This window comes from Clostridium sp. ATCC BAA-442 (assembly GCF_964239415.1).
In the GTDB taxonomy this organism is placed as follows: Bacteria; Bacillota; Clostridia; order Oscillospirales; family Oscillospiraceae; genus Flavonifractor; species Flavonifractor plautii.
Genome location: NZ_CAXSQB010000024.1, coordinates 26,654 through 50,354, shown reverse-complemented (window position 1 = coordinate 50,354; position 23,701 = coordinate 26,654). Strand labels below are relative to the sequence as shown.

Annotated in this window: 27 protein-coding genes and 1 tRNA gene; 11 read left to right on the top strand and 17 right to left on the bottom strand. The window is 58.9% G+C overall.

Going from position 1 to position 23,701, the window contains the following annotated elements:
- Positions 1-139 precede the first annotated feature (139 nt).
- From ACESY8_RS11600 to epsC, 5 genes are all read right to left on the bottom strand, one after another.
- Positions 140-607 carry a hypothetical protein gene (locus tag ACESY8_RS11600; RefSeq protein WP_225123345.1) on the bottom strand — a complete coding sequence of 156 codons (468 nt, stop codon included), beginning with the start codon at positions 605-607 and terminating at the stop codon, positions 140-142.
- A 70-nt stretch (positions 608-677) separates the two neighbouring features.
- Positions 678-1,169 (bottom strand): RNA polymerase sigma factor, encoded by a 492-nt coding sequence (locus ACESY8_RS11595; RefSeq protein ID WP_007493806.1) that lies wholly within the window; start codon positions 1,167-1,169, stop codon positions 678-680.
- A gap of 130 nt (positions 1,170-1,299) precedes the next feature.
- Positions 1,300-2,607, bottom strand: coding sequence for an MATE family efflux transporter (locus ACESY8_RS11590; RefSeq protein ID WP_204682085.1), 1,308 nt, complete (start codon positions 2,605-2,607; stop codon positions 1,300-1,302).
- A gap of 192 nt (positions 2,608-2,799) precedes the next feature.
- Positions 2,800-4,209, bottom strand: coding sequence for a cysteine--tRNA ligase (gene cysS, locus ACESY8_RS11585; protein ID WP_009257755.1), 1,410 nt, complete (start codon positions 4,207-4,209; stop codon positions 2,800-2,802).
- On the bottom strand, positions 4,206-4,904 hold the full coding sequence (gene epsC, locus ACESY8_RS11580; protein ID WP_009257754.1) for a serine O-acetyltransferase EpsC: 699 nt from the start codon (positions 4,902-4,904) through the stop codon (positions 4,206-4,208). Before epsC ends, cysS begins: the two co-directional genes overlap by 4 nt.
- 318 nt (positions 4,905-5,222) lie before the next feature.
- On the opposite strand from epsC, the gene ACESY8_RS11575 reads away from it, so the two are divergent.
- Positions 5,223-5,717 carry a zinc ribbon domain-containing protein gene (locus ACESY8_RS11575; protein ID WP_024723204.1) on the top strand — a complete coding sequence of 165 codons (495 nt, stop codon included), beginning with the start codon at positions 5,223-5,225 and terminating at the stop codon, positions 5,715-5,717.
- Between the two features lie 472 nt (positions 5,718-6,189).
- Complete coding sequence (locus tag ACESY8_RS11570) at positions 6,190-6,669, top strand: zinc ribbon domain-containing protein (RefSeq protein ID WP_009257752.1); 480 nt, start codon at positions 6,190-6,192, stop codon at positions 6,667-6,669.
- 47 nt (positions 6,670-6,716) lie between these two features.
- On the opposite strand, the gene ACESY8_RS11565 is transcribed toward ACESY8_RS11570, so the two are convergent.
- From ACESY8_RS11565 to ACESY8_RS11515, 11 genes are all read right to left on the bottom strand, one after another.
- A complete protein-coding gene (locus ACESY8_RS11565; protein ID WP_024723205.1) occupies positions 6,717-7,346 on the bottom strand; it encodes a DapH/DapD/GlmU-related protein in 630 nt (209 codons plus the stop codon).
- On the bottom strand, positions 7,346-7,873 hold the full coding sequence (gene pgsA / locus ACESY8_RS11560) for a CDP-diacylglycerol--glycerol-3-phosphate 3-phosphatidyltransferase (RefSeq protein WP_007493822.1): 528 nt from the start codon (positions 7,871-7,873) through the stop codon (positions 7,346-7,348). The genes ACESY8_RS11565 and pgsA overlap by 1 nt, the downstream gene beginning before the upstream one ends.
- A gap of 4 nt (positions 7,874-7,877) precedes the next feature.
- Positions 7,878-9,197 carry a 30S ribosomal protein S12 methylthiotransferase RimO gene (gene rimO, locus ACESY8_RS11555; RefSeq protein ID WP_204682084.1) on the bottom strand — a complete coding sequence of 440 codons (1,320 nt, stop codon included), beginning with the start codon at positions 9,195-9,197 and terminating at the stop codon, positions 7,878-7,880.
- A 13-nt stretch (positions 9,198-9,210) separates the two neighbouring features.
- Entirely contained in the window at positions 9,211-9,786 is a 576-nt protein-coding gene (locus ACESY8_RS11550; protein ID WP_007493825.1) for a nitroreductase family protein, read from the bottom strand.
- A 44-nt stretch (positions 9,787-9,830) separates the two neighbouring features.
- Positions 9,831-10,478 carry a regulatory protein RecX gene (locus ACESY8_RS11545; RefSeq protein ID WP_054338351.1) on the bottom strand — a complete coding sequence of 216 codons (648 nt, stop codon included), beginning with the start codon at positions 10,476-10,478 and terminating at the stop codon, positions 9,831-9,833.
- A complete protein-coding gene (gene recA, locus ACESY8_RS11540) occupies positions 10,465-11,577 on the bottom strand; it encodes a recombinase RecA (protein WP_007493829.1) in 1,113 nt (370 codons plus the stop codon). The genes ACESY8_RS11545 and recA overlap by 14 nt, the downstream gene beginning before the upstream one ends.
- A 43-nt stretch (positions 11,578-11,620) precedes the next feature.
- Complete coding sequence (prmC, locus tag ACESY8_RS11535; RefSeq protein ID WP_065534952.1) at positions 11,621-12,484, bottom strand: peptide chain release factor N(5)-glutamine methyltransferase; 864 nt, start codon at positions 12,482-12,484, stop codon at positions 11,621-11,623.
- A 169-nt stretch (positions 12,485-12,653) separates the two neighbouring features.
- Positions 12,654-13,634 carry a DUF1385 domain-containing protein gene (locus ACESY8_RS11530; protein ID WP_054338352.1) on the bottom strand — a complete coding sequence of 327 codons (981 nt, stop codon included), beginning with the start codon at positions 13,632-13,634 and terminating at the stop codon, positions 12,654-12,656.
- A gap of 92 nt (positions 13,635-13,726) precedes the next feature.
- Positions 13,727-15,154 carry a sensor histidine kinase gene (locus tag ACESY8_RS11525; RefSeq protein ID WP_054338353.1) on the bottom strand — a complete coding sequence of 476 codons (1,428 nt, stop codon included), beginning with the start codon at positions 15,152-15,154 and terminating at the stop codon, positions 13,727-13,729.
- Between the two features lie 287 nt (positions 15,155-15,441).
- Complete coding sequence (locus ACESY8_RS11520) at positions 15,442-16,128, bottom strand: response regulator transcription factor (protein WP_007493839.1); 687 nt, start codon at positions 16,126-16,128, stop codon at positions 15,442-15,444.
- A 40-nt stretch (positions 16,129-16,168) separates the two neighbouring features.
- Positions 16,169-17,548, bottom strand: coding sequence for a hypothetical protein (locus ACESY8_RS11515; RefSeq protein WP_007493840.1), 1,380 nt, complete (start codon positions 17,546-17,548; stop codon positions 16,169-16,171).
- Positions 17,549-17,708: 160 nt separating this feature from the next.
- Between ACESY8_RS11515 and ACESY8_RS11510 the strand changes: the two genes are divergently transcribed.
- Positions 17,709-17,795, top strand: a tRNA-Leu gene (locus tag ACESY8_RS11510).
- A gap of 305 nt (positions 17,796-18,100) precedes the next feature.
- Here ACESY8_RS11510 and ACESY8_RS11505 read toward each other — a convergent pair.
- Entirely contained in the window at positions 18,101-18,403 is a 303-nt protein-coding gene (locus ACESY8_RS11505; RefSeq protein WP_174888196.1) for a helix-turn-helix domain-containing protein, read from the bottom strand.
- Positions 18,404-18,559: 156 nt separating this feature from the next.
- Between ACESY8_RS11505 and ACESY8_RS11500 the strand changes: the two genes are divergently transcribed.
- From ACESY8_RS11500 to ACESY8_RS11465, 8 genes are all read left to right on the top strand, one after another.
- Positions 18,560-18,811, top strand: coding sequence for a hypothetical protein (locus ACESY8_RS11500; protein ID WP_054338354.1), 252 nt, complete (start codon positions 18,560-18,562; stop codon positions 18,809-18,811).
- Between the two features lie 253 nt (positions 18,812-19,064).
- On the top strand, positions 19,065-19,805 hold the full coding sequence (locus ACESY8_RS11495; protein WP_054338355.1) for a MerR family transcriptional regulator: 741 nt from the start codon (positions 19,065-19,067) through the stop codon (positions 19,803-19,805).
- Between the two features lie 69 nt (positions 19,806-19,874).
- The gene (locus ACESY8_RS11490; protein WP_054338356.1) at positions 19,875-20,594 is read left to right on the top strand and encodes an ABC transporter ATP-binding protein; all 720 of its coding nucleotides are present in this window, start codon (positions 19,875-19,877) and stop codon (positions 20,592-20,594) included.
- A complete protein-coding gene (locus tag ACESY8_RS11485) occupies positions 20,591-21,334 on the top strand; it encodes an ABC transporter permease (protein WP_204681348.1) in 744 nt (247 codons plus the stop codon). The genes ACESY8_RS11490 and ACESY8_RS11485 overlap by 4 nt, the downstream gene beginning before the upstream one ends.
- Before the next feature lie 228 nt (positions 21,335-21,562).
- Positions 21,563-21,715, top strand: coding sequence for an AraC family transcriptional regulator (locus ACESY8_RS11480; protein WP_353956947.1), 153 nt, complete (start codon positions 21,563-21,565; stop codon positions 21,713-21,715).
- 6 nt (positions 21,716-21,721) lie between these two features.
- On the top strand, positions 21,722-21,913 hold the full coding sequence (locus ACESY8_RS11475; RefSeq protein ID WP_353956946.1) for a helix-turn-helix domain-containing protein: 192 nt from the start codon (positions 21,722-21,724) through the stop codon (positions 21,911-21,913).
- 216 nt (positions 21,914-22,129) lie between these two features.
- Positions 22,130-22,981, top strand: coding sequence for an RNA polymerase sigma factor (locus ACESY8_RS11470; protein WP_434307955.1), 852 nt, complete (start codon positions 22,130-22,132; stop codon positions 22,979-22,981).
- Positions 22,982-22,996: 15 nt separating this feature from the next.
- Positions 22,997-23,680 (top strand): DUF2461 domain-containing protein, encoded by a 684-nt coding sequence (locus ACESY8_RS11465; RefSeq protein WP_054338358.1) that lies wholly within the window; start codon positions 22,997-22,999, stop codon positions 23,678-23,680.
- Positions 23,681-23,701: the final 21 nt, after the last annotated feature.

Below are 23,701 nucleotides of genomic sequence, written 5' to 3'. Positions count from 1 at the left end.
AAAAATACCAATAGCACCAGGCGGCCCAATTCCTTGGGCCGCCTGGTTTTTTCCGTGGAGCAGTATGACATTTAAGATTATTTGAGTCAACAATCCGGAGAGCACCAAGGAGCCAATCCAGCTCTATGGGGGCGTTTCCTTACTCCTCCCCGTCCGCCGGGACAACCACAACCGCCCCCGTTCCGCCGTCCTCTCCGGCTGTGAAAAAGCTGGTCATCAGCCGGGGCGCGCCCTGCTCGTCCAAATAGACCCGTACCTGTGCCTGTTCCTCCCCCTCGCCGCACTCATACAGGTATTCCCCCTGGTCGGTCAGCGCCTGGGTTACATCGGTCTCCACTCCGTCCACAATCAGAATGGTGCGGCCGTCCCGCTCCTCCAGGGACGCCTCCGGGAGGCACAGTCCTCCCGTCCCCTCCTCCGTATTCACCGGGGAATCCGCCCAGGCCTCCCCGGCGACCGCAGCGTCGCGGAGACTTGTGAGATAGGTCATAATCGCCTCGGAATTGGCGGCGCTCACCGTTACCACCAGCATGGCGGCCACGGCGGCGGCCACCAAGCCCAGACGCATGGGACGGTGGAACTTGCGCTTCTTTTCCTGCTCAGTCATTTGGATAACCTCCTCTAATTTTTCCTCGGATACATGCAGCTCCGAGCAGAGTTCACGGTATTGATTGGGTTCAAACATAGCCCTTTCCCTCCTCTTCTTCGGACAGCTCCCTCCGCAGCCGCTCCCTGGCCCGCTGGAGCCAGGTCTGCACCGTGGACGGATTGGCATGAAGGGCCGCGGCGACCTCCTTGACGGAGCAGCCCTCGTAGTAATACAGATAGATGGTCAGGCGGTACTTGGTCTCCAGGCCCATGACGGCCTGGAACAGCTCGCGTTTGGCGGGGTCATCGGACACCGGCGCGTCCCACTGCTCATCCAGCGGCACGGCGCGGCTCCGCCAGAAGGAGCGCAGCAGGCGCCGGCTCTCGTTCACCGCCACCCGCAGCAGCCAGTGCTTCCGGTGCTCCTCGCTCTCAAAGCGGTCTCCCTGCTGGTAGAGCTTGAGCAGGACGGTCTGGGTCACGTCCTCCGCGTCCGCCCGGTTCTTCAGGGCGTGGTAGGCAACCCGGTAGAGCATGTCCCCGTAGGTGCGGGCCACCCGCTCGAATGTCTCGTCTGTCATGGGTACTCCCTTCCTTGCGGTCGTCGTTTGAAAGGCCTTTCACTGAGAATACCCGCCAGGGGTGGGAAATATCTCAGGCCGGGCACAAAAAGAGGGCGGAATTTCCCCTTCGGGAAATCCGCCCCTGGCCTTACCGACCCAGACGCCGGTAGACCGTGACATACATGGTGAGCAGACAGGCCAGCCCGCCGAGCACGTTGGAGACCGGCTCCGCCGCGAAAACCCCGTCCACCCCCATGCCCAGCCCCGGCAGCAGGAGCGTCAGCGGGGCCACGATGAAGGCCTTGCGCAGCAGGGAGAAAAACACCGCGCTCCTGGAGCGCCCCAGGCCCACGAACACCGACTGCCCGATGAACTGGAAGGACATGCAGAAGAAGGCGGCGAAATAGAGCCGGAAGGCCGGAATGCCCGCAGCGATCAGCTCCGGCTCGTCGTTAAAGATACGGATGAGCAGCTCGGGCACGGCCATAACCAGCGCCCACGCCGCCACGGAGTAGCCCACCGTAAGCACCGTGGTGAACCGGATCCCCCGGCGCACCCGCTCGTACTCCCCCGCGCCGTAGTTGTAGCCCAGCACCGGCTGGCAGCCGTTGGTGATGCCCTGCACCGGCATGGACACCACCTCCCGGATGGAGTTGATGACGGTCATCACCCCCACGTAAAGGTCGCCTCCGTAGTGCTGAAGGGAGGCGTTGCACAGCACCTGCACCAGGCTGTTGGTCATGGACATGACAAAGCCGGAGGTGCCCAGGGCGAGGATCCGACGTACTCGCGCCGCCTGGAGCCGCAGGGTGTTCCACCGCAGCCGGAGGAGCGCCCGCCGTCCAGTGAGGAACTTCAGCACCCACAGGGCGGAACAGCCCTGGGCGAGCACCGTGGCCAGGGCCGCCCCCCGCACCCCCATATCCAGGGCAAAGATGAAGATGGGATCCAGCACGATGTTCACCGCCGCCCCCAGGGCCACCGTCATCATCCCCATGCGGCTGAAGCCTTGGGCGTTGATAAAGGGGTTCATGCCCAGGCCGATCATCACAAAGAGGGTGCCCAGCAGATAGATGGTCAGGTAGTCGTTGGCGTAGGGGAAGGTCAGGTCGCTGGCCCCAAAGAGATAGAGGATGGGCCTCCGGAAGGCCAGGCAGAACACCGTCAGTCCCCCGCCAAACAGGAGCAGGAGGGTAAAGGAGTTGCCTAAAATCCGCTCGGCCTCCTCGTTCTCTCCCTTGCCCCGGTGAATGGAGCACAGGGGCGCGCCCCCCATGCCGCACAGGTTGGCAAAGCCCATGAGGATGGAAATGATGGGCAGGCACAGCCCCAGCCCGGTCAGGGACAGGTGCCCCGGCAACCGGCCCAGGTACATGCGGTCTACAATATTATAAAGGATGTTGATGAGCTGCGCCACCGTCATGGGGAGCGCCATCTGAAGGATGTTCCGCGCCATGCTCCCCCTGGAAAAGTCGTTCTGTGTCTGCCTCTCCGTCCTTCTCCCCCCTTTTTCCGCGCTTGAATCCGCTATAGTGGTTCTATTTTACCGATATTCCGCCTGTTTGGCAAGGGAAGTCCCTTCGGCGCATGTGTAAACACGAAGCGAAGCAAAGAGGAGACCGTTTTCCGGTCTCCTCCCTTTGATGGCTTAGATCCGCGTCCAGGTGGTGCCGTCCTTGCCGTCCTTGATCTCCACACCCATGGCGCGGAGCTGGTCGCGGATGGCGTCGGCCTCGGCCCAGTTCTTGGCGCGCTTGGCCTCCAGGCGCTTGGCGATCAGGGCCTCGATCTCCTCCGCGCCCTCCACGGGGGCGGCCTGCTGGGCCTTGAGGGCGTCGGCGTGGGACAGCAGCTCCAGGCCCAGGACCTGGTCGAAGCTGTCCAGCGTCGCCCGCTTGGTGGCGTCGTTCACGCCGGCCTTGAGCACATCGTACAGGGCGGTGACCCCCAGAGAGGTGTTGAGATCGTTGCCCACCGCCTCAAGGAAGTCGTTCTTGAACCGCTCCACGGCCCCCTCGTCCACAGTTCCCTCACCGCTCAGGGCGGCTACACGGGCCACCAGCTTGTCATAGGCGGCCTTGGCGTTGTCCAGGTTCTCCCAGGAGAACACCAGCCCCTTGCGGTAGTGGGACTGGAGGCAGAAGAAGCGGTACACCAGCGGATCATACCCCTTCTCCTCCAGCAGGGAGACGGTGAGGAACTCTCCCTTGGACTTGCTCATCTTGCCAGAGTTGGTGTTCAGGTGGTGGATATGCACCCAGTATTTGCACCAGGGGTGGCCCAGGTACGCCTCCGACTGGGCGATCTCGTTGGTATGGTGGGGGAAAGCGTTGTCGATGCCGCCGCAGTGGATGTCCAGGTGCTCCCCCAGATACTTCATGGAGATACAGGAGCACTCGATGTGCCAGCCGGGGTATCCCACCCCCCAGGGGGAGTCCCACTTGAGGGCCTGATCCTCGAACTTGGACTTGGTGAACCACAGCACAAAGTCGTTCTTGTTGCGCTTGTTGGCGTCCTCCTCCACGCCCTCACGGACACCAACGGCCAGGTCCTCCTCGTCGTGGTCGTTGAACACATAATACTTCTCCAGCTTGGAGGTGTCGAAGTAGACGTTGCCGCCGGCGAAGTAGGCGTAGCCCCTGTCAATGAGGGAGGAGATGACCTTGATATAGTCACCGATCATGCCGGTAGCGGGCTGCACCACGTCGGGGTACTTGATGTTCAGCTTCTTGCAGTCGGCAAAGAAGGCATCGGTATAAAATTGGGCGATCTCCATCACGGTCTTGTGCTCCCGCTGGGCCCCCTTGAGCATCTTGTCCTCGCCGGTGTCGGCGTCGGAGGCCAGGTGTCCCACGTCGGTGATGTTCATGACGCGGGTGACATCATAGCCCGCATAGCGGAGCAGCTTCTCCAGCACGTCCTCCATGATATAGCTGCGCAGATTGCCGATGTGAGCAAAGTGGTACACTGTGGGGCCGCAGGTGTACATGGACACCTTGCCCGGCTCATGGGGGACAAACTCCTCCTTGGTGTGGGTTGCGGAATTGTAGATTTTCATAGATTCTTACTCCTTGCCTGTTCATCCATCAGTTGTTCCAGCCATTCCAGCCGGGAATTCAACGCCTGAAGCTCCTTCTGCACCGGGTCGGTCACGTGGATCTGGTCCACCTGCCCGGCGAAGTCCACCTTCTCCCCGGCGATGCGCACCACCCGGGCGGGGACGCCCACGGCGGTGGCCTCCGGCGGTATTTCGCTGAGCACCACCGCGTTGGCCGCGATGCGGGAATTGTCCCCTACTTTGAAGGGGCCCAGCACTTTGGCTCCGGCGGACACCATCACATTGTTCCCCAGGGTGGGGTGGCGCTTGCCGTGGTCCTTGCCGGTGCCCCCCAGGGTGACCCCGTGGTAGAGCAGGCAGTCGTCGCCGATCTCGGCCGTCTCGCCGATGACGATGCCCATGCCGTGGTCGATAACCAGCCGCCGGCCGATCTGCGCGCCGGGGTGGATCTCAATTCCCGTCCAGCAGCGGCTCCACTGGCTCACCAGCCGGGCCAGGAAGAAGAGCCGGTGCCGGTAGAGAAAGTGGGCAATCCGGTGGTAGATGAGCGCGTGCACGCCCGGGTAGAGCAGAAAAATCTCCAGCCGGCTCCGGGCCGCCGGGTCGCGGGCCTGATAGGCCCGCAGGGTCTCGCCTAGCCGCGTCAGTCCAAACACCTCCTGAAAAACAGAAACGCCTCCCATGCCGGACGGCATAAGAGGCGATACAAATCGCGGTTCCACTCTCATTTCTCACTCAAAGGCCGGTAACGGGGCCAGCCGGGGGGCATCCATATCCCCCGCGCTCCCGGACGCACATTCCCCAGTTACCCCCTGGGCGCGCTCTCAGCCGGTGACGCTCCCTCTCTGGCGGGTACTCGCTGGGTACTATTTCCGTTCCTCACGCGATTCAACTGTTCTAGTATACTACCACGTTCCGGGAAATGTGTCAAGGCGCTTTGCGGTTGCAATTCAGGGGGATTTCTGTTAGTATGGGGCTGAAACCACACGCTTTCACACAAAAGGAGGCATCTTATGGCCCTGATCTCCTGTCCTGAGTGCGGAAAAGAGGTATCCGACCGGGCTCCGGCCTGCATTCACTGCGGCTATCCCCTCTCCTCCGCCGCACCGTATGCGGACTTCCGCCCCATCACAGGGCCCAACCGCTTTACCGTCCGCCTCACCGCCCGCCCCGCCTATCCGGATGCCCGCAGCAGAACGCTCCGCGCCCTCATGAAGGAGCTGGGCCTCTCCAGGGAGCAGGGCATACGTCTGCTGGAGCAAGCGCGCCGGGAGCCGGTTCCCCTGCGGGAGGGCCTCACCGAGGAGGAGGCCCTTGCACTGCTGGAGGTATTCCGTCGGGCGGGCGCTCCCGTCCAGTTGGTGGATGGGGCGGTGCCGGAGCCGCCCCAGCTCCCCTCTCCGGTGCCGGGCGATGCCCTGACCTTCACTTCCGTCGTATTCGCCACACTCACCGCCCTGGTCATCTGGTCTCTGCTGAGTCTGCTGTTCACCAGTCTGTTCGGCTGACCGGGGTCTCCTCCAAAAAGGGTTGCACCCGCTCCAGCCACTCCTCCGGGCGGTAGACCGCCAGGGTGCCGTGATCAGTCTCAGGGATGGCACAGCCGCGTCAGTCCAAACACCTCCTGAAAAACAGAAACGCCTCCCATGCCGGACGGCATAAGAGGCGGTACAAATCGCGGTTCCACTCTCATTTCTCACTCAAAGGTCGGTAACGGGGCCAGCCGTGGGGCATCCATATCCCCCGCGCTCCCGGACACACATTCCCCAGTTACCCCCTGGGCGCGCTCTCAGCCGGTAACGCTCTCTCTTTGGCGGGTTACTCGCTGGGTACCATTTCCGTTCCTCACGCAATTCAACTGTTCTAGTATACTACTATGTTCCGGGAAATGTGTCAAGGCGGAGTACGGTTGCAAACCATAGATTAACCTGTTATTATGGAACCGGAATCCCCCAGCTTTTACACAAGAGGAGGTATCTTATGGCCTTGATCTCCTGTCCTGAGTGCGGAAAAGAGGTATCTGACCAAGCCCTGGCCTGCATTCACTGCGGTTATCCACTCCAGAGTTTCCCTCCCCCCAAGCGGGCCCCTAGGCAGTACTCGCTCGTGTTCACCGGTCTGGGCCCACACGCGGATATCCCGGCCGCTCTGCACTGTCTCTCCAAGGAGCTGGGCCTCTCTCAGAAGGATGCGCAAGCCCTGCTGGAACGGGCCCCGGCGGTGCTGGTCACTCACCTGAAGCCGCGTGAGGCCCAGCGGTTGGTGCAAGTACTGGCCGGGTACGGTATCTCCTCTAAAATTGTGGTAGGCGAGGAGGTCTCCTCACCCATCTACATTCCGCCTGTCCGAACACAGAGGGAGCCGTTGAGCTTTTGGATGACCGTTTTAGCTATTGTGCTAGGTATCAACGCCATTCCCCTGCTAACGTTCCTGTTCAATCTATTCCAGCAGGTCTTTTAATGCAAGGGCCCGTTGCTTTCTGGATGAAAGCAACGGGCCCTCGTTTTCTATTGCGGGTCAAACTTCCGGCAGAAGGCCGCCGCGTCGTCAAAGTCCCGCAGGCGCTCCCTCAGCATGTCGTGGCTCCAGTCCCACCAGCGGATGCGCTCCATGGCGGCAATCAGCTCGGGCGGGTAGCGCCAGCCGATGTGCCGGGCGGGTACTCCGCCCACGATCTCGTAGGGCGCCACGTCATGGGTCACCACGGCCCCCGCGCCCACCACCGCGCCGTCGCCCAGGGTGACGCCGCCCATGAGCACCGCGTTGTGGCCCAGCCACACGTCGTTTCCGGTGACCACCCGGTGGTTCTGCCTCCGCCAGTCGATCAAAGCCGCGTCATCCGGCCCCAGCCCGTAGTGGGAGCAGCGGTAGGTAAAGTGGTGGGCCGCCGCCCGGAGCTTGGCCGGGTGCTGCACCGGGTTGATGCGCACGCCGGTGGCAATGGAGTTGAACTTGCCCAGGGCGGTATAGATGATGTCGTTGGAGCCGAAGCAGTAGGTGTAGTCCCCCACCTCGGTCTCCTCCAGCACACAGTGGTCGCCGATCTCCACATAGCGGCCGAACCGGCAGTTTTTCGTCTGGGAGGTTGGGTGGATCAGCGGCCGGTCGGGGCAAAGCTCTTTCGTAAAATCCAGCATTACAGGTTACTCCAGTCCACCACATCTTTGTTCTTCACAAAATACTCCGCGCCCGAGTAGACAGTGGTGACCAGGATCACCGCCGCGCACACCAGATCCAGCGCAGGCCGGGCAATGAGCAGCATCAGGCAGATGCACACCATGGTGGAGGCCGTCTTGACCTTGCCCGACCAGGCGGCGGCGATTACCCGCCCCCGCTCCACGGCGATGAGCCGCAGGGCAGTGACGGCGAACTCCCGCACGATGACCACCAGAAGCACCCAGGCGGGCAAGCGGCCCGCCTCTACGAACCAGAGCAGGGCGGCCATGACCAGCACCTTGTCGGCCAGAGGGTCCATAAACTTGCCAAAGTCGGTGACCTGGTTGTAGTGGCGGGCGATGTAGCCGTCCACAAAATCGGTTACGCTGGCCAGAATAAAGACCGTGAGGGCGAAATACATGTGGAAGGGGAAGCGGAGATAGAGCAGAATCAGGAACACCGGGATCAGCGCCACCCGGAGCATGGTCAGCTTATTGGCGGTATTCATTGCTTCACTCCTCTATCTCGCCGGTGAGATCCCCGTCGCTGGTGCCGGTGATGCGCACCCAGACGAACGCCCCGGCGGGCACCAGGCCGCCGGCGGTGAAGTACACCTTGCCGTCCACGTCGGGGGAGTCGGCATAGGTGCGGCCCACATAGTAGCCCATCTCGGCATCAAAGCCCTCGCACAGCACCTCCAGGCACTCGCCCAGGCGCTCCTCGTTGAAGGCGTCCATCACCCGGGACTGAAGCTCCACCACCAGCTCCACCCGGCGCTCGGCGGTGGCGGCGTCCACCTGATCCTCCATCTCGGCGGCGGGGGTGCCCTCCTCCGGTGAGAACTGGAAGATGCCCGCCCGCTCGATACGGGCCTCCCGCAGAAACTCGCACAGCTCCTCAAACTCCGCCTTCCCCTCGCCGGGCAGGCCGCAGATCAGGGAGGTGCGCAGCACCAGACCAGGCAGGCGGTCCCGCAGCTTGGCCAGCAGGGCGAGGATCTCCGCCTTGGTGGAGCGGCGGCACATGCGCTTCAGAATGCCGTCGTTGATGTGCTGGAGGGGGATGTCGATGTAGTTGAGCACCTTAGGTTCACGGGCGATGACGTCGATGAGGGCGTCGTCCAGATCGTCGGGGTACAGGTAGTGCAGGCGAATCCAGTGAAAGGGCAGCTTGCACAGCTCGGTGAGCAGCTCCCCCAGCATCCGCTTGTGGTAGAGATCAATGCCGTAGCGGGTGATGTCCTGGGCGATGACGATGAGCTCCTTCACCCCGGCGTCGGCCAGGGTCTTGGCCTCCGCCAGCAGGGACTCCATGGTACGGCTGCGGTAGCGGCCCCGCAGCTTGGGAATGATACAGAAGGCGCACCGATGGTCGCAGCCCTCGGCGATCTTCAGGTAGGCGGTGTAGGAGGGGGTGGCGGGGATGCGCGCCCCGTCCTCCTCCGTGTGGTCGATATCCCCGAAGCGGTGGGGCGTGCCCCCGGCCATCAGCTCCTCCAGGGCGGGGACGATCTCGGTGTAGCTGCCGGTGCCCATGACGCCGTCCACCTCGGGCAGCTCCTCCATCAGCTCGTCCTGATAGCGCTGGGACAGGCAGCCGGTGACCAGCAGCTTGCCCAGCTTCCCCTCCTTTTTCAGCTCGGCCAGCTCCAGGATATTCTGAATGGCCTCGCTCTTGGCAGAGTCGATAAAGCCGCAGGTGTTGAGCACCGCCGCGTCCGCCCCCTCGGGCTGGGCGGTGATCTCATGCCCGGCGCTTCGGACCAGTGCCATCATCTGCTCGGTGTTCACCAGATTCTTGGCGCAGCCCAGGGATACAAATGCAACCTTCAATGAAAACTTCTCCTTATACGATCAGATAGCGGCCGTCCCGCCGGGGCGGCATTTTGGGCTGCTGGTCGGGGTAGCCCAGGGTGACCGCTGCCACGAACTCCCCCTTGTCGGGGGCGAAGCGGCGCTGGAACGCAGGGCCGAAGCCCATACGCTGGGGCGCGGACAGCCAGCAGGAGCCGATGCCCTTGGCCCAGGCCGCCAGCAGCACGTTCTCGATGGCGGCGGACACGCTCTGCATGGCTCCGTCCCGATCGGGATAGTCCGGCTTGAGCATGAAAACCAGCAGGCACACCGGCGCCCCGCCCAGGGTGGACAGGAAGCGGTTGGTGATGCCGATCTGCTCCGGGTGGCGGGAAAAGCGCTCCTCCAGCACAGGCTGGAATTTCTCCACCACGCCGCCCATGATGGCCTTGACCTCCTCCAGCGCGGCGGGGTCCTGTACGGCCACAAAATACCAGTGCTGCATATTGACGGCGGAGGGGGCGGTGGCCCCGGCGGCCAAAATCTCCTTCAAATCCTCTATGGAGACCGGCTCCGGCCTGTACTTCCGGATGCTGCGGCGGGTCAGCAGGGCTTCCATCGTGTCCATGGTCTGTGCTCCTTTCTCACATGCGGCGGTCCGCCGCGTTCTTCCTACCATTCCTCCGGCTCCGCACCATAGCGGCGCAGGCCGGCACTGATGTCCTCCCAGCGGTAGCCCCGGCGGGCCAGAGCGTCGGCTGCCCGCCGGCGCACCTTGGGGTCGGAGAGCTCCGCCCCCCGCAGCTTCTTCTGCAAAAAGGCGTCGATGGCCTCCTCCGGGCCGGACAGCCCCTCCAGAGCGCCGTCCCAGCAGTCCCGCGGCACCCCCCGGCGGTAGAGCTCCTCCCGGATGCGGCCGGGACCGTAGCCCTTGGCAGCACAGTGCTCCGCCACCGCGCGGGCATACTGCCCGTCGTCCAGATAGCCCAGCCCCTCCAGCCAGTCGGCCGCCGCCTCGGCGGCCTCCCGGCCGCAGAGGGGCTCCTTCTCCCGGTTCCGGGGGCGGGCGGTGAGCTTTTCCACCAGCTCCTTCCGGGAGAGGGGGCGGGCGGACAGCAGCTCCACCGCCTTCTCCCGCACCTGGGCGGCGCGGGCGGCCTCAGTCAAGGCGGACAGCTCCGCCCCGCTCAGCTCCTTTCCGGTGCCCAGGCCGAAGGCCACCACCTCACTCTCCCCCAGGCGGAGGATGGTTCCGTCCTCCAGGTGGCAGAGCCAGCGGCCCCCCACCCGGACGGAGGGGGCCAGCTTACGAATCCGCATCCTCGAAGTCCTCGGCGGAGATGTCCACCGCCCGGCCTGCGGCCTTGGCCGCGGCCCGGGCCTGGCTACTCATAAGCTTGTAGGCGTTGCGGCGGATGTCGGCCTCCAGCTTGTCGCACACCTCCGGATTGTCCTTCAGGTACTGCTTGGCCGCATCACGGCCCTGGCCCAGGCGGGTCTCCCCCATGGCGAACCAGGAGCCGGATTTCTGCACCAGATCCAGCTTGGCGCCCAGATCCAGGATCTCGCCGATCTTAGAGATACCCTCGCCGTACATGATATCGAACTCCGCCTCCTTGAAGGGAGGAGAGACCTTGTTCTTGACCACCTTGGCCCGGGTGCGGTTGCCAATGATCTCCGAGCCGCTTTTCAGCGACTCGATACGCCGCACGTCGATGCGGACGGAGGCATAGAACTTCAGCGCCCGGCCGCCGGTGGTGACCTCCGGGTTGCCGTACATCACGCCTACCTTTTCGCGGAGCTGGTTGATGAAGATGACCACGCAGTTGGTCTTGGCGATGGAGCCGGCCAGCTTGCGCAGGGCCTGGCTCATGAGGCGGGCCAGCAGGCCCACATGGGAGTCGCCCATGTCGCCCTCGATCTCGGCCCGGGGGGTGAGGGCGGCCACGGAGTCCACCACCACCACGTCGATGGCGCCGGAGCGCACCAGGGCCTCGCAGATCTCCAGGCCCTGCTCGCCGGTGTCGGGCTGGGAGATCAGCATGGAGTCAATGTCCACCCCCAGGGCCCGGGCATAGTAGGGATCCAGGGCGTGCTCGGCGTCGATGAAGGCCACCTCGCCGCCCCGCTTCTGGGCCTCGGCCACGATGTGGAGGGCCAGGGTGGTCTTACCGGAGGACTCGGGGCCGTAGATTTCGATGATGCGCCCCCGGGGGACGCCGCCGATGCCCAGGGCCAGATCCAGGGACAGGGAGCCGGTGGGGATGGCCTCCACCACGATGTCGGCGTTGTCGCCCAGGCGCATGATGGAACCCTTGCCGTAGGCCTTCTCGATCTGGGCCATGGCGGTCTCCAGGGCCTTCTTCTTATCGGCGGCGGGGGCGGCGGACTCCACCGCCGCCTTCTTCTTGTCTGCCATGTATGTACTTCTCCTCTCACGGCGGGCGGGCCGCTGCCCGCCCTTATGAATTCAAAACGCCCTCCACCACCCGGCCGATGCCCTGGGTGTCCTGGAAGGTCTGAATCTGCTCAAACTGATTTTGGGCCAGAATGGCCCCCACGTCGCCGGCTTGGCCGATGCCCACCTCAAACAGCAGGGCTCCGCCCAGCCGCAGGGCGGCCCCCCACTGGGCGGCGATGGCCCGGTAAAAGTCCAGTCCGTCGGCCCCGCCGTCCAGGGCGGAGCGGGGCTCGTAGTCCCGCACGCTCACGTCCAGCTCCGCGATATCCCCGGTGGGGATATAGGGCGGGTTGCAGGCGATCACGTCGAAATCCCACAGGGCCGCGTCGGGCGGCTCCAGGGCGTCGGCCTGAACGCAGGTCACCCGGGCGTTGAGCTCGTTGCGGCGGACATTCTGCTTGCACAGCCGGAGGGCCGCCTCGCTCACATCGGCCAGCACCACCCGGCAGCCTGGCACGTTGGCGGCCACCGCCAGACCCACGCAGCCGCTCCCGGCGCACAAATCCAGCACCCTCGCCCCCTCTCCGGCGGCCCGGGCCAGCAGGATGGCCCGCTCGGCCAGCACCTCGGTGTCCATCCGGGGGATCAGCACGTCGGGGGTGATATCCAGGCCCAGGCCATAGAACTCCCACTCCCCGATGAGGTAGGCCACCGGCTCCCCGGCCAGCCGCCGCTCCAGCAGCTCCGCCAGCTTCTCCTCCACCGGGTCGGAGGCATAAAGGGCCATATCCCGGTAAAACTGCTCCCGGCTCTTGCCGGCCGCACAGCAGACCAGCTCCCGCGCCTCCAGCTGGGCGCCCTCCACGCCGGCCTCTCTCAGCCGCTTGCGGGCATCCAGGTAGAGGTTGTTGTACGTGGCCGCCATACAGAAACCACTCCTCTGTCTCTCTCTAATTTCCTCTCTCCAGGGGAATACCAGGCGGTTATCCCCCCATTTTCTTCATGGGACAACTATGCATCGCCTCACGTGGGCTCTGCCGTCTGGGCGGCACAGCGGTTTTATTTCTGCTGGTGCCTCATCCCGCCGGTCCCCTTTACCACTGATCCTTCCCCTTCTCCTCCGGCAGCACCAGTGTAAATGCCCGGATGCCCACCTCGATCATGGAGTCGTCCGGCTCAAAGGTGGTCCAGTTCTGGAGCCACATGCCGGGAGCGGACACCAGCCGGGTGAGCCGGTTGTCGTAGCGCCCCACCACACGGTTCAGCTCATAGGTCAGGCTGACAATCACCGGCAACAGCAGCAGGTGCAGCCCCATCCTCGCAAACGTGTTTGTCACCTCCACAAAGGAGAACAGCACGCTGGACAGCAGGATACTCACCACAATCACCACAAAGAGGAAGCTGGTTCCGCAGCGGGGGTGGTGGCGTGGCTGAATACGCACGTTCTCCACCGTCAGGGGCAGGCCGTGTTCATAGCAGAAGATGGTCTTGTGCTCCGCGCCGTGGTACTGGAACACCCGGTGGATGTCCTTCATATGGGAACAGAGCATCAGATAGCCCATGAAGATGACGATACGCACCACGCCCTCCAGCAGGTTGCGCAGCCACATGGGCAGGGGAACGGCCAGGCCCACCAGTCCGGTGAGGGCGGTGGGCAGCAGGATGAACAGCCCCACGGAGAAAACGATGCCCAGCACCACCGCCACGGTGATAAAAAAGGAGGCGGCCTTCTCGCTGCCCAGGTGTCTGTCCAGCCAGAGCTCGAACCGGGAGGGCTCCTCCGGCTCCTCCTCGTCCTCCGGGAAAAAGGAAGCCGAGTACATCAGCGCCTTGACGCCGTTGGCCAGGGAGGAGCAGAAATTGAAGACACCCCGGAGCAGCGGCAGGCCCAGGGCGGGGTGCTTATCCTTGATGAGCACCCGCTCCTCCACCTGTTCCTCCAGCTCGCCGTCCGGCTTGCGCACCACAACGGCCTTCTTCTCCGGTCCCAGCATCATGATCCCCTCAATGAGAGCCTGTCCGCCGATCATGGTCTTGTAGGCTGTGGCGCAGGATTGCTTTGTTTCATTTGGCATTCGTACACTGTTCTCCTTAACTAATTGGATTCAATCGTTTCGTCTATTGTACCAAACCCGCGCCCCGATTGCAAGGGGCGCGGGTTTGATTTTTAGAACTTTTGTTCGATTGCCGCCTGAGCTCGGATTGGCAGATGGATGGTTACAATGCACCCTCCCCCCTCGGCGTTGTCAATATCCAGGGTACCCTCGTGGCGGGTGATAATCTCGTCGCACACCGCCAGTCCAATGCCGGAACCCCTCGCCTTGGAGGACCCCTTATAGAACTTGTACTTCACGTGGGGCAGCTCCTCGGCCGGGATACCGGGGCCGTAGTCCCGGATGGTGATAACCACCTGGTCCTCGTCCCGGGCGATAGCGGTATCAATGCGCTTGCCCGAGCCGCCGTGCTTGGCGGCGTTGTCCAACAGGTTGCAGAACACCTGCCGCAGCCGCTCCGGGTCCCCCGCGATGGGCGGAAACTCCTCGTCGCAGTCGAAGTGGTTGAGTTCAATGCCCTCCCGCCGGAAGAACTCCCGGTAGGTGTAGACCGCATCCTCCAGTTCCGCCTTGATGTCCATGGGCTCCACTGACAGGGTGAAGCGGCCGTCCTGGATGCGGGAGAACTCCAGCAGCTCCTCCACCATGTTGGTCAGCCGCCGCGCCTCGGAGACGATGATCCCCATCCCCTTCTTCACATCTCCCGCGTCCCGCACCTCGCCGTTCATGATGGTTTCCGCCCAGCCATTGATCGCGGTCAGGGGAGTACGCAGTTCATGGGACACTGACGATATAAACTCGTTTTTCATCTTTTCGCTCTGGTTAATCTTCAGCGACATGTCGTTGATGGTGTCGGTGAGGGCGCCGATTTCGTCGTCATAGCGTTTCTCAATCTGTACGCCGTAGGAGCCCGCGGCGATGCGCTTGGCGGTTTCCGTGATGCCCGCCACCGGGTCTACGATGGAGCGGATGAAGTAGAGGTTGGAGAAGTACACCATGCCCAGGATACCCAGACCGATGCCCAAGGCGATGGCCACGATGATGATAATCTGCTTGTCCACCTTATTCAGGGAGGTGACATACCGCATGACCCCAACCACCTCCCCGTCGATCATCAGGGGGCTGGAGGCGGCCATGATGTGCTCGCCGGTGCTGGGGTCGGCGCCGATCCATACCTTAGTGCGCTTCATGCTGATGGCCTCGGCAATGTCCGGCGTTCCGGGGGAGCGAAAGGCCGTCAGGTCGGAGCTGGAAAAGCGAATCTGGCCGTCGGCATCCAGATACTCTACCTCCAGCTTGTCGCTGTTGGGTTCCCCGGCCACCACCGCCCGGGCATTGTCGTAATACTCGGCTTCTGTGCGGTAGTAGTCAAAGCTGCTGATGGCGTTTTCCGCCTTCTGCTTGAGAGACTCACTCAGGGTGGAATAGTAGTAGCTCCCCATCGCGGCGGAGAAGGCCGCCACCGCCAGCAGCACGATAAACAGCACCACACTGATGGAGTTCACCATCCACCGCTTTCGGATACCTGTGATTTTCTTCATGGATCTTGTTGTCACCACCTGGGTTTGGTTCTAGATCCCGGCCGCCCGGCCGGCATTAAAAGCCCCACTTATATCCATAGCCCCACACGGTGGTGATATAAGCAGGATTTGTGGGATCGTCATGCCCCGCAAAGCAGAGCTTTGCGGGGACCCCTCTTTTCCCTCTGCCCGGGGCAAGTGAATTGCCCCGGGCCAAGGCTTTTGCCTCCGGCAAAAACGCTTGTACGGCGCTCCGCGCCGCCCCGCCCCAGGGCGGGGCCCATCGAAGACGCCCCGTCCGCCTCTGGCTAAAAGCCCCACTTATACCCGTATCCCCACACGGTGGTGATATAAGCAGGATTTGTGGGGTCGTCTTCGATTTTAATGCGCAGGCGTCGGATGTTTACGTCCACGATCTTCAGCTCGCCGAAGTAGTCCCGTCCCCACACCGAGTCGAGAATTTCCTCCCGGGAGAGGGCTTTTCCCGGGTTGTCCATAAACAGCTTTATGATGGAGTACTCCACCTGTGTAAGCTTGACCCGCTGTCCGTTTTTCTCCAGGGTACGGTTGCGGGTGTTCAGCAGGAAAGGCGGCTGGCTGATCTCGCCGGTATCCACCGGGTCCCCTCCGCCGGTACGGCGGTAGAGGGCGTCGATGCGGGCGGTGAGCTCCGCCGGAGAGAAGGGCTTGGTCACATAGTCGTCCGCCCCGGTCATCAGCCCGGTCACCTTGTCCATCTCCTGCGTGCGGGCGGTGAGCATGATAATGCCGATGTTGTTGTCTCCCGCCCGGATACGGCGGCAGACCTCAAATCCGTCCATGTCGGGCAGCATGATGTCCAGCAGCGCCACCTTGATGTCCGGGTTGCGCTTGAGCTGGGCCAGCGCCTCCTCCCCGGTCTCGGCCTCGATGGCCTCATAGCCGGCCCGCTTAAGGTTAATGACCACAAAGCTGCGGATGTTCGCCTCATCCTCCAGCACCAGTACCTTTTTCATCCCGTTTCCTCCTTTCGCACACAGGCGTCCGCCGTGGGCGCTAATCGCTGGTAATCAGGGCGAAATTGGCCTTTACGCCCTCCTCGTCCAAGCCGCAGTCCCAACCACTCTCGATCAGGCGCGCGGCATAAATGGTCTCCTTCTCCTCCCCGGTGTTGGGCAGGAGAAAGCGGTCGGCCATGTTGGCCCGCATTACGCGGTTGTCGCCGGTCAGCTTGTAGATGACCAGGAACGGCACCGGCGCTGTGTCCGCGCTTCCCTCCCAGTAAGAAAAGATTACGGCCCGCTCGCCGCCGCCCGCCAAGTCGCTGCGGGAGAGCGTCACCTTCCCCGACCACGCCTCGGGCAGAACAAAGTACCAGCCGTCCCGGCTGTTGTGGTAGGTGGTATATACCAGATGAGAAACCCCGTTGATGTCGTACTGCCACCAGCGGATGGCCCAGAAGTTGGGGGCCGTCCCCACATTGTTGGGATCGGGGAGCGCATAGGCGGATGGCAGCTCCAGTATGCCGTCATGGTTGATGTCGGTATAGGATACCTTCGTGCTCTCCACCTCGGTGGACCACCGGATGGTGCTGTCGCTCTCGCCGGTGTCCGGCTCCAGGGTCACATTCTCCAGCCCCCCGTTTTTCCAGGCGAAAATGTCGGTGATCTGCCCGTTTTCAGCGTAGGTGGAGGTGACAAACAGCGCCGGCGCCATGTTCTGGAGATAGCCCGTCTTCATGCTGACCAGCTTCTCCACCCCGTTGGACAGTGGTGCGGAGGCGTCCAGCTCCAGGATACCATCCCGGAAGTTATAGACCTCCACTCGGCTGCCCGGCGCGCTGTTGACAAAGCTCTCTGCCTGGCCCACTTCCCCTGCCGCCATCTGGAGCACGAGGATTTCCTTCTGTCCATCCCCGTCAACGTCATAAATCTGGAAGCCGGCGTGGTCGGTGCGCATCAACTCAAGCACCTCATAACGGTCGATGGAGTAAGCCGCCAGGGAGTGCCTCTGCCCCGCTGTCTCCCAGTCCACGATGAGCTCCTTGGAGGGGCTGTCGTCAAGGTTCTCATAGTAGATGGAGTCAATCGCATTTCCTGAGCCCTCAATCACGGCCGCCACCTCGTAGTTCTCCCCCACTTGGCGGTAGATGTAGATCTTCAGCGGCCGCTCATCCGCACTCACCCGGAAAAAGGCAATAGCCTCCTGTACGCCATCCCCGTCCAAATCCTGAAGCTGCACCTTCTGGGTCAGCTCCCCGCTGAGGGGCGCGGCGTACTCGCCCCCTTGCGTGAGCACCTTGTTGATCTCATTGTCCAGCTTCAGATAATCGTCGGGCGCCTTGGGAGGCGCGTAGAATTCCTCCACCGACTGGGAAAAACAGCCGGTCAGAAACATCAGCAGCCCCGCCGCCAAAAGCAGCCTGCATTTTTTCATCGTCGGAACCCCTCCATGGGATAAGTTATAAAATCAAGATTATCATAGCACATCTCTACCGGAAATGGTATGTTAATTAACCGATTATTTTCTGATTTTCCTCCATCGAAAAGACTTGCCAACCGCTTCAATGTCGTGTATAATATTTTGCAGTTCCATTGCCGGTATGATGGAATTGGTAGACGTGACGGATTCAAAATCCGTTGATGGCAACATCGTGTGGGTTCGAGTCCCACTACCGGCACCATGTGGGGACGATGATTTTGATACAAGGGTATCAAGATTATCGTCCTTACTTTTTTGCTTGAAAACGGCTGAAAATCGCGGATTATATAACACTTTTATGAAAAGCGCCGCCGCTGGCTGGAGTAATTCCAAATCAGTGGCGGCGCTTTTTGTGTTTGGGGGCAATCGTTGTTTTATTGGAGAATCGTTATGTTATTGTGTGGTTTCAGCAATTTGGAGAGGTTTCGTTAAAAGATCAGGCATTTCGTTATACTATGGGTACGCAAACAAAACCCGTCGATTCTTGGCAAAGAGAATCGGCGGGTTTCACATTGTTTTCATAAGGTCAAGCAAGAGGCTTTTCTGGCGCTCCGTGAGCGAACTCCACCTCGCAAAAAGTGTGCGCTGCTCATCGGTCAGTTGTGCCGGATCAACCTCATCAGCAAAGAACTGTGCCAAGTTAATGCCAAACGCTCTGCACACAGCTTCCAGAGTCGGTAGCGTTGGGGCATTGTTCCTGTTGAACATATTTGTGACTGTAGAGTGGGAAAGGTTCGCCTCTTTCGCAAGACGATAATCTGTCCAGCCTCTTAGTTTCATCAAATCCCTGATGCGTTTTTGCACATCCATTTTTATCGCCGCCTTTTTTGTATCTATTTTAAGCCCGTAGACGGTAATATAATAGTCAGGATTGGTAGATATTGAATGGCCGCGTGCGGTCATATAATCGTTTACTATATGCCCCAAATGTGGCATACTACCTATGCCGTGAAAGGAGGCTTACTTTTGTCTGAATATAAGACCCTTTTTGAAAAGCTGGCCCAAGACCGCAACATATCTGTAGAAGAAATGCGCTCCATCATTGCAGCCCGCATTGAAACTGGTATAAACGATCCTGACCCTATACGGCGGACACAATGGGAAAAGATACCTCATATCGGAGATGTGCCTACTCCAGAAGAATGGCTACGATATGTGGTAGAAAAATTGGAGGATGAAGGGTTGTCCGACCTGCTGCGCTGGTATCCGAACCTTTAATCCCCGGTCATCTTGAATAGATAGCCAAATTATTTGCAGCCAAATAATTGGATTGAAGAACACCTCGAAAGCATAGGACGGTCTTTCTACATTTACTTGGGCGGAGTAGGTGGTAATTGCCAAGTATATGAGAAAAAATGAAAATGCGGTAGGATTCTATGCAAAGAGAGACAGAAAAGTTATAATAAAACCCTCCACTGTACCACCAGACTTTAGAAATGAGGTACAATCGTACAATTAGGGGGTGAATGATTTGGTAATATACAAAACCGCCGAAGTTGCGGCAGTCATCGGAGTACACCCGAACACCGTCCGCCTATACGAAAAATGGGGGCTGATCCCAGCAGCAAAACGGCAGGCAAACGGTTATCGTGTTTTTACAACTTTTCACATTCAACAATTCTGGCTTGCCCGAACCGCTTTTCAGATTGAAGTGTTGCAGGGCGGTCTGCGAAAAAAGATTGTGGCGGTTGTAAAGCTGTCCGCGCAAAAAGATTTTGATGGAGCCATTTTGCTCACACAGGAATATATCTCCGATTTGGGGAAAGAGCGCGACTATGCGGAGGAGGCCATCCGCATTGTTCAGCATATCCTGTCCGGGGACAGCCTGGATACTCCGGTTTTTTTGAAACGGAAAGAGGTATCTGATTATTTGGGTATCTCAATGGACACGCTGCGAAATTGGGAAATGAATGGTCTGTTGACGGTCAAGAGGAAACAGAATGGGTATCGTGTCTACTCGGAGCGGGATATAAAGCGCCTGAAAATCATCCGCTCTCTGCGGTGTGCAAATTATTCCCTGGAGGCAATTTTGCGGATGCTCCAGCAGCTCTCCAAAAATCCGAATACTGACATTAAGCTGGCGCTCAACACGCCGCGGCAAGACGATGATATTATCTCCGTCTGCGACAAGTTGATTATCTCCCTTTCCTCGGCGGAGAAAAACGCCTTAAAAATGCTGGATATGCTGAAAGAAATGAAAGAAAATTTTTGAAACCCTCCATCTTACCACCAAAGTTCTCCTTGATGGTATTCTTGTATCATCAAAAAAGGAGGTATCGACGTGGAAGAAGTTGTAAGAGTCGAAAGCGTTACCAAGGCTTATGGTTCACTCCTTGCGGTAGACCATGTGAGCCTGTCGGTAAAACGCGGTACGGCCATTGGCCTGCTGGGGGCCAATGGAGCCGGAAAAAGCACTACCATCGAGTGCATCCTGGGAACAAAGCGGGCGGACGGCGGGACGGTTTCTATCCTCTCACTTGACCCCAGGAAAGACCGCCGCCGTCTGTTCCAGCAGGTAGGCGTTCAATTTCAGGAGTGCGATTATCAGGCGGAAATTAAGGTGTCCGAATTGTGCGAGGAAACCGCCTGTCTTTACATGGCCCCCGCTGATTGGAAAGGGCTGTGTGAGCAATTTGGGATTGGGGACAAAACGCAGTCGTCTGTCAAAAGTCTGTCCGGCGGTGAGCGTCAGCGGCTTTTCATCGTGCTGGCTCTGATCCCAAACCCGCAGGTTGTTTTCCTGGACGAACTGACAACCGGCCTTGACGCAAGGGCGCGGCGGGATGTCTGGAAAATCCTGAAAGAGCTGAAAGAGGGCGGGCTGACAATTTTCCTGACCTCTCACTTCATGGACGAGGTGGAGGCCTTGTGTGACGAAATTTGTATTCTCAAAAAAGGCCGTGCCGTGTTTTACGGAACCGTAGCACAGGCAAGAAAGAAAAGCGGCTGTGGAAATTTTGAGGATGCCTATTTGAAACTTTCCGGGGAGGGGATGGAATGAAAGCCTTTTGCACTCTGCTGAAAAACGAACTGAAATTGAATATCCGCAATATGAATATGGTGATTTTTGCCGTGATCCTGCCCTTGGTTGTGCTGGTGATCCTCGGCTTTCTGTATGGGGCAAGTCCGGCGGCGGACGGCGTGGACTATTCATTTTTGGAGCAGTCCCTTGGCGCACTGTGCGCGATCTCCGTCTGTGCGGGCGGACTAATGGGCCTGCCGCTGGTGGTAGCGGAGTACCGGGAGCGGAAAATCCTGAAACGCTTTCAGGTTACACCCATCAGCCCCGGTATGCTGCTTGCCGTGGAATTTCTGATTTATGTGATTTATGCGCTGGTGTCCCTGATAACCTTGCTTCTGCTCTCCCGGCTGGCCTGGGGCGTCCAACTACACGGCTCCTGGGCCGGGTTTGTCGGCAGTTGGCTTTTGACTGTATGTTCTACATTGAGCATTGGCATGATGGTGGGCGGTATTGCCAGGAACACAAAAAGCGCAAGCGTTATCGCCTGTATCCTGTATTTTCCCATGCTAATTTTCTCCGGGGCCACCCTGCCTTTTGAGGTTATGCCGGAGGTCATGCAAAAAATTATCAGCGTATTCCCCATAACCCAAGGCATCCAGCTTATGAAAGCGGCGTTCCTCGGTCTGCCAATCGATCATTTGGGTTTCCCAATCATTGTAATGGTGTGCGTTATCCTTGTTTGTTCAGGAACTGCAATAAAATACTTTAGGTGGGAGTAATATTGAATCTATAATATGGTAGGAACCTTGGAACGATATTCAACTTGACTATGGGTGCAGTGTACGGCAATATACTCGTGGTCAAAGGTCATTTCAAACAGCGCACATATCAAAAGGGCATTGTGTGAATAGCCCCACCAAAAATAATGTGGTATGATGTGAGCGTCATAGGGATGGGCCAAACAACATTTTGCTCATAACTATGAACATCAATCAGGAGGTGTTGCAATGCACTCATGGGAAGCAATCGAACAGTCCTTGACTTATATCGAGGAACACCTGACAGAAGAAATTTCGACAGAAGCGCTGGCAGGCACTGTCGGTCTGTCCCTTTTCTATTTCCAGCGCTTGTTTAAGCAGCTGGTAAATAAAACGGTTTAAGAATATGTGAAACTCCGCCGCTTGGCGAAGGCGATCGAGAATCTGGGGGACTTCGAGCAGAGAATCCTTGATGTTGCCTTAGACTACGGCTTTTCCAGCCACGCAAATTTTACGCGGGCTTTCAAGGAAACGTATAGGATCACACCCGAAGATTACAGGAAAGGATTGCCCAAGCTCAATACATTTGACAAGCCGTAGGTTTCCATGAGTTACGTTCTTGTTGACAAGAAAAAAGTATATTCTCACGGCGATTCTGATTGTTGGCATTGCGGCTAAAGTTATATGATCTGAAACCTGTCTTGATTTCATTCAAAAAGCCAGATGGATATGTCGGCCATATTTTTTTGAAAAATTCAAATTTCTTGTCACACGTCCGCTCCACGGTTGTCTAATTGAATATAGGAGGTAAACATCATGGAAAACATACAAAACAAAGAACTGCTAGTCTTAATTGATAAGGCCGTCGCAGGAGACAAAGATTCTCTGGAAACCGTCATCCTCAGCGTACAGGATCTGGTGTTTAACCTGTCGCTGCGGATGCTCGGAACATTCCCGGACGCAGAGGACGCATCGCAAGATATTCTGCTGAAAATCATCACGCATTTGTCCTCGTTCAAACAGGACAGCTCCTTCTCCACCTGGGTATTCAGTATCGCGGTCAACCATCTGAAAAACTACAAGAAACATATGTTTGCGAAGTTCCCCCTCAGTTTTGAATTTTACGGGGATGATATTGCAAACGGAAAAACTGAAGATGTGCCGGATTTGACGCAGGACGTGGAAAAGGCCCTTTTGGCGGAGGAATTGAAAATGTCCTGCACCAACGTCCTGCTCCAGTGCCTGGATACGGAAAGCCGGTGCATTTTCATCCTGGGTACCATGTTCAAAGTGGACAGCCGAATCGCGGGGGATATTTTGGGTATCACACCGGAAACCTACCGTCAAAGGCTGTCCAGGATCAGAAAGAAAATGGCGGACTTCCTCGGAGAGTATTGCGGGGAATACGGGCGCGGAAAATGCCATTGCATCAACCGGGTCAATTACGCGATACAGAATCATCGGATTTCTCCTGCCCAGTTGGACTTTACCTCCGCCACACCAATATCCATGGAAACCATGGTGGAGGTAAAAGCAGCTATGGAGGCCATTGATGATTTGTCGGAGGAGTTTTCATTCTGCAAACCCTATCAGTCCCCAGCGGCCCTGAAGCAGTTCATTCAGAGGTTTTTGGTCGGAACATCCCTGTCCATCGTCCAGAACGCATAGGGAGGAGTCAGAGCAATGAACACATCAGTCATACTGAAATACCTGACCGATTTAAGCGCAAACAATAATCGGGAGTGGTATCACGCTCACAAAGCGGAATACAAAAAGGCCAATGCGGAATTTGAGGCGCTGGTTCAAACGCTCATCTTTCAGATCGGAGAATTTGATCCCAGCGTTCTGCATAACAGTCCCAAGGAACTCACCTTTAAGCTGAACAGGGATACCCGTTTCAGCCACGACAAATCCCCGTACAATCCTGCGTTCCGCACCCATATTTCCTCCATGGGGAAACTGCCCATCCCCGTGGGATATTACCTCATGATGAAACCGGGCGACCAGACCTTCCTCGGCGGGGGCCTGTTCGCGGATATGTTCAAAGACGCGACGACGATGATTCGGAACTATATTTCGCAGCATGGCGAGGAATGGGAACAGATTATCGGAGCGCCTGACTTCAAGAAATATTTTACCGTGCGGGGAACGGCACTCAAAAACGTCCCCGCAGGATATGAAAAAGAACATCCGCAGGCCGAGTATCTCAAGTTCAAAAGCTGGTATCTGGAATATATGGTCAGCGATACCGACCTCATGGATGCAGAGTCATTTCTTGAAAAGGCAGTCGAACTGTTCCGCCTTATGAAACCGTTCAACGATTATCTTAATAAGGCCCTGACAGAATTCCAGATGCCAACAAGGTAGAATGCCCGGAGGACAATCTCA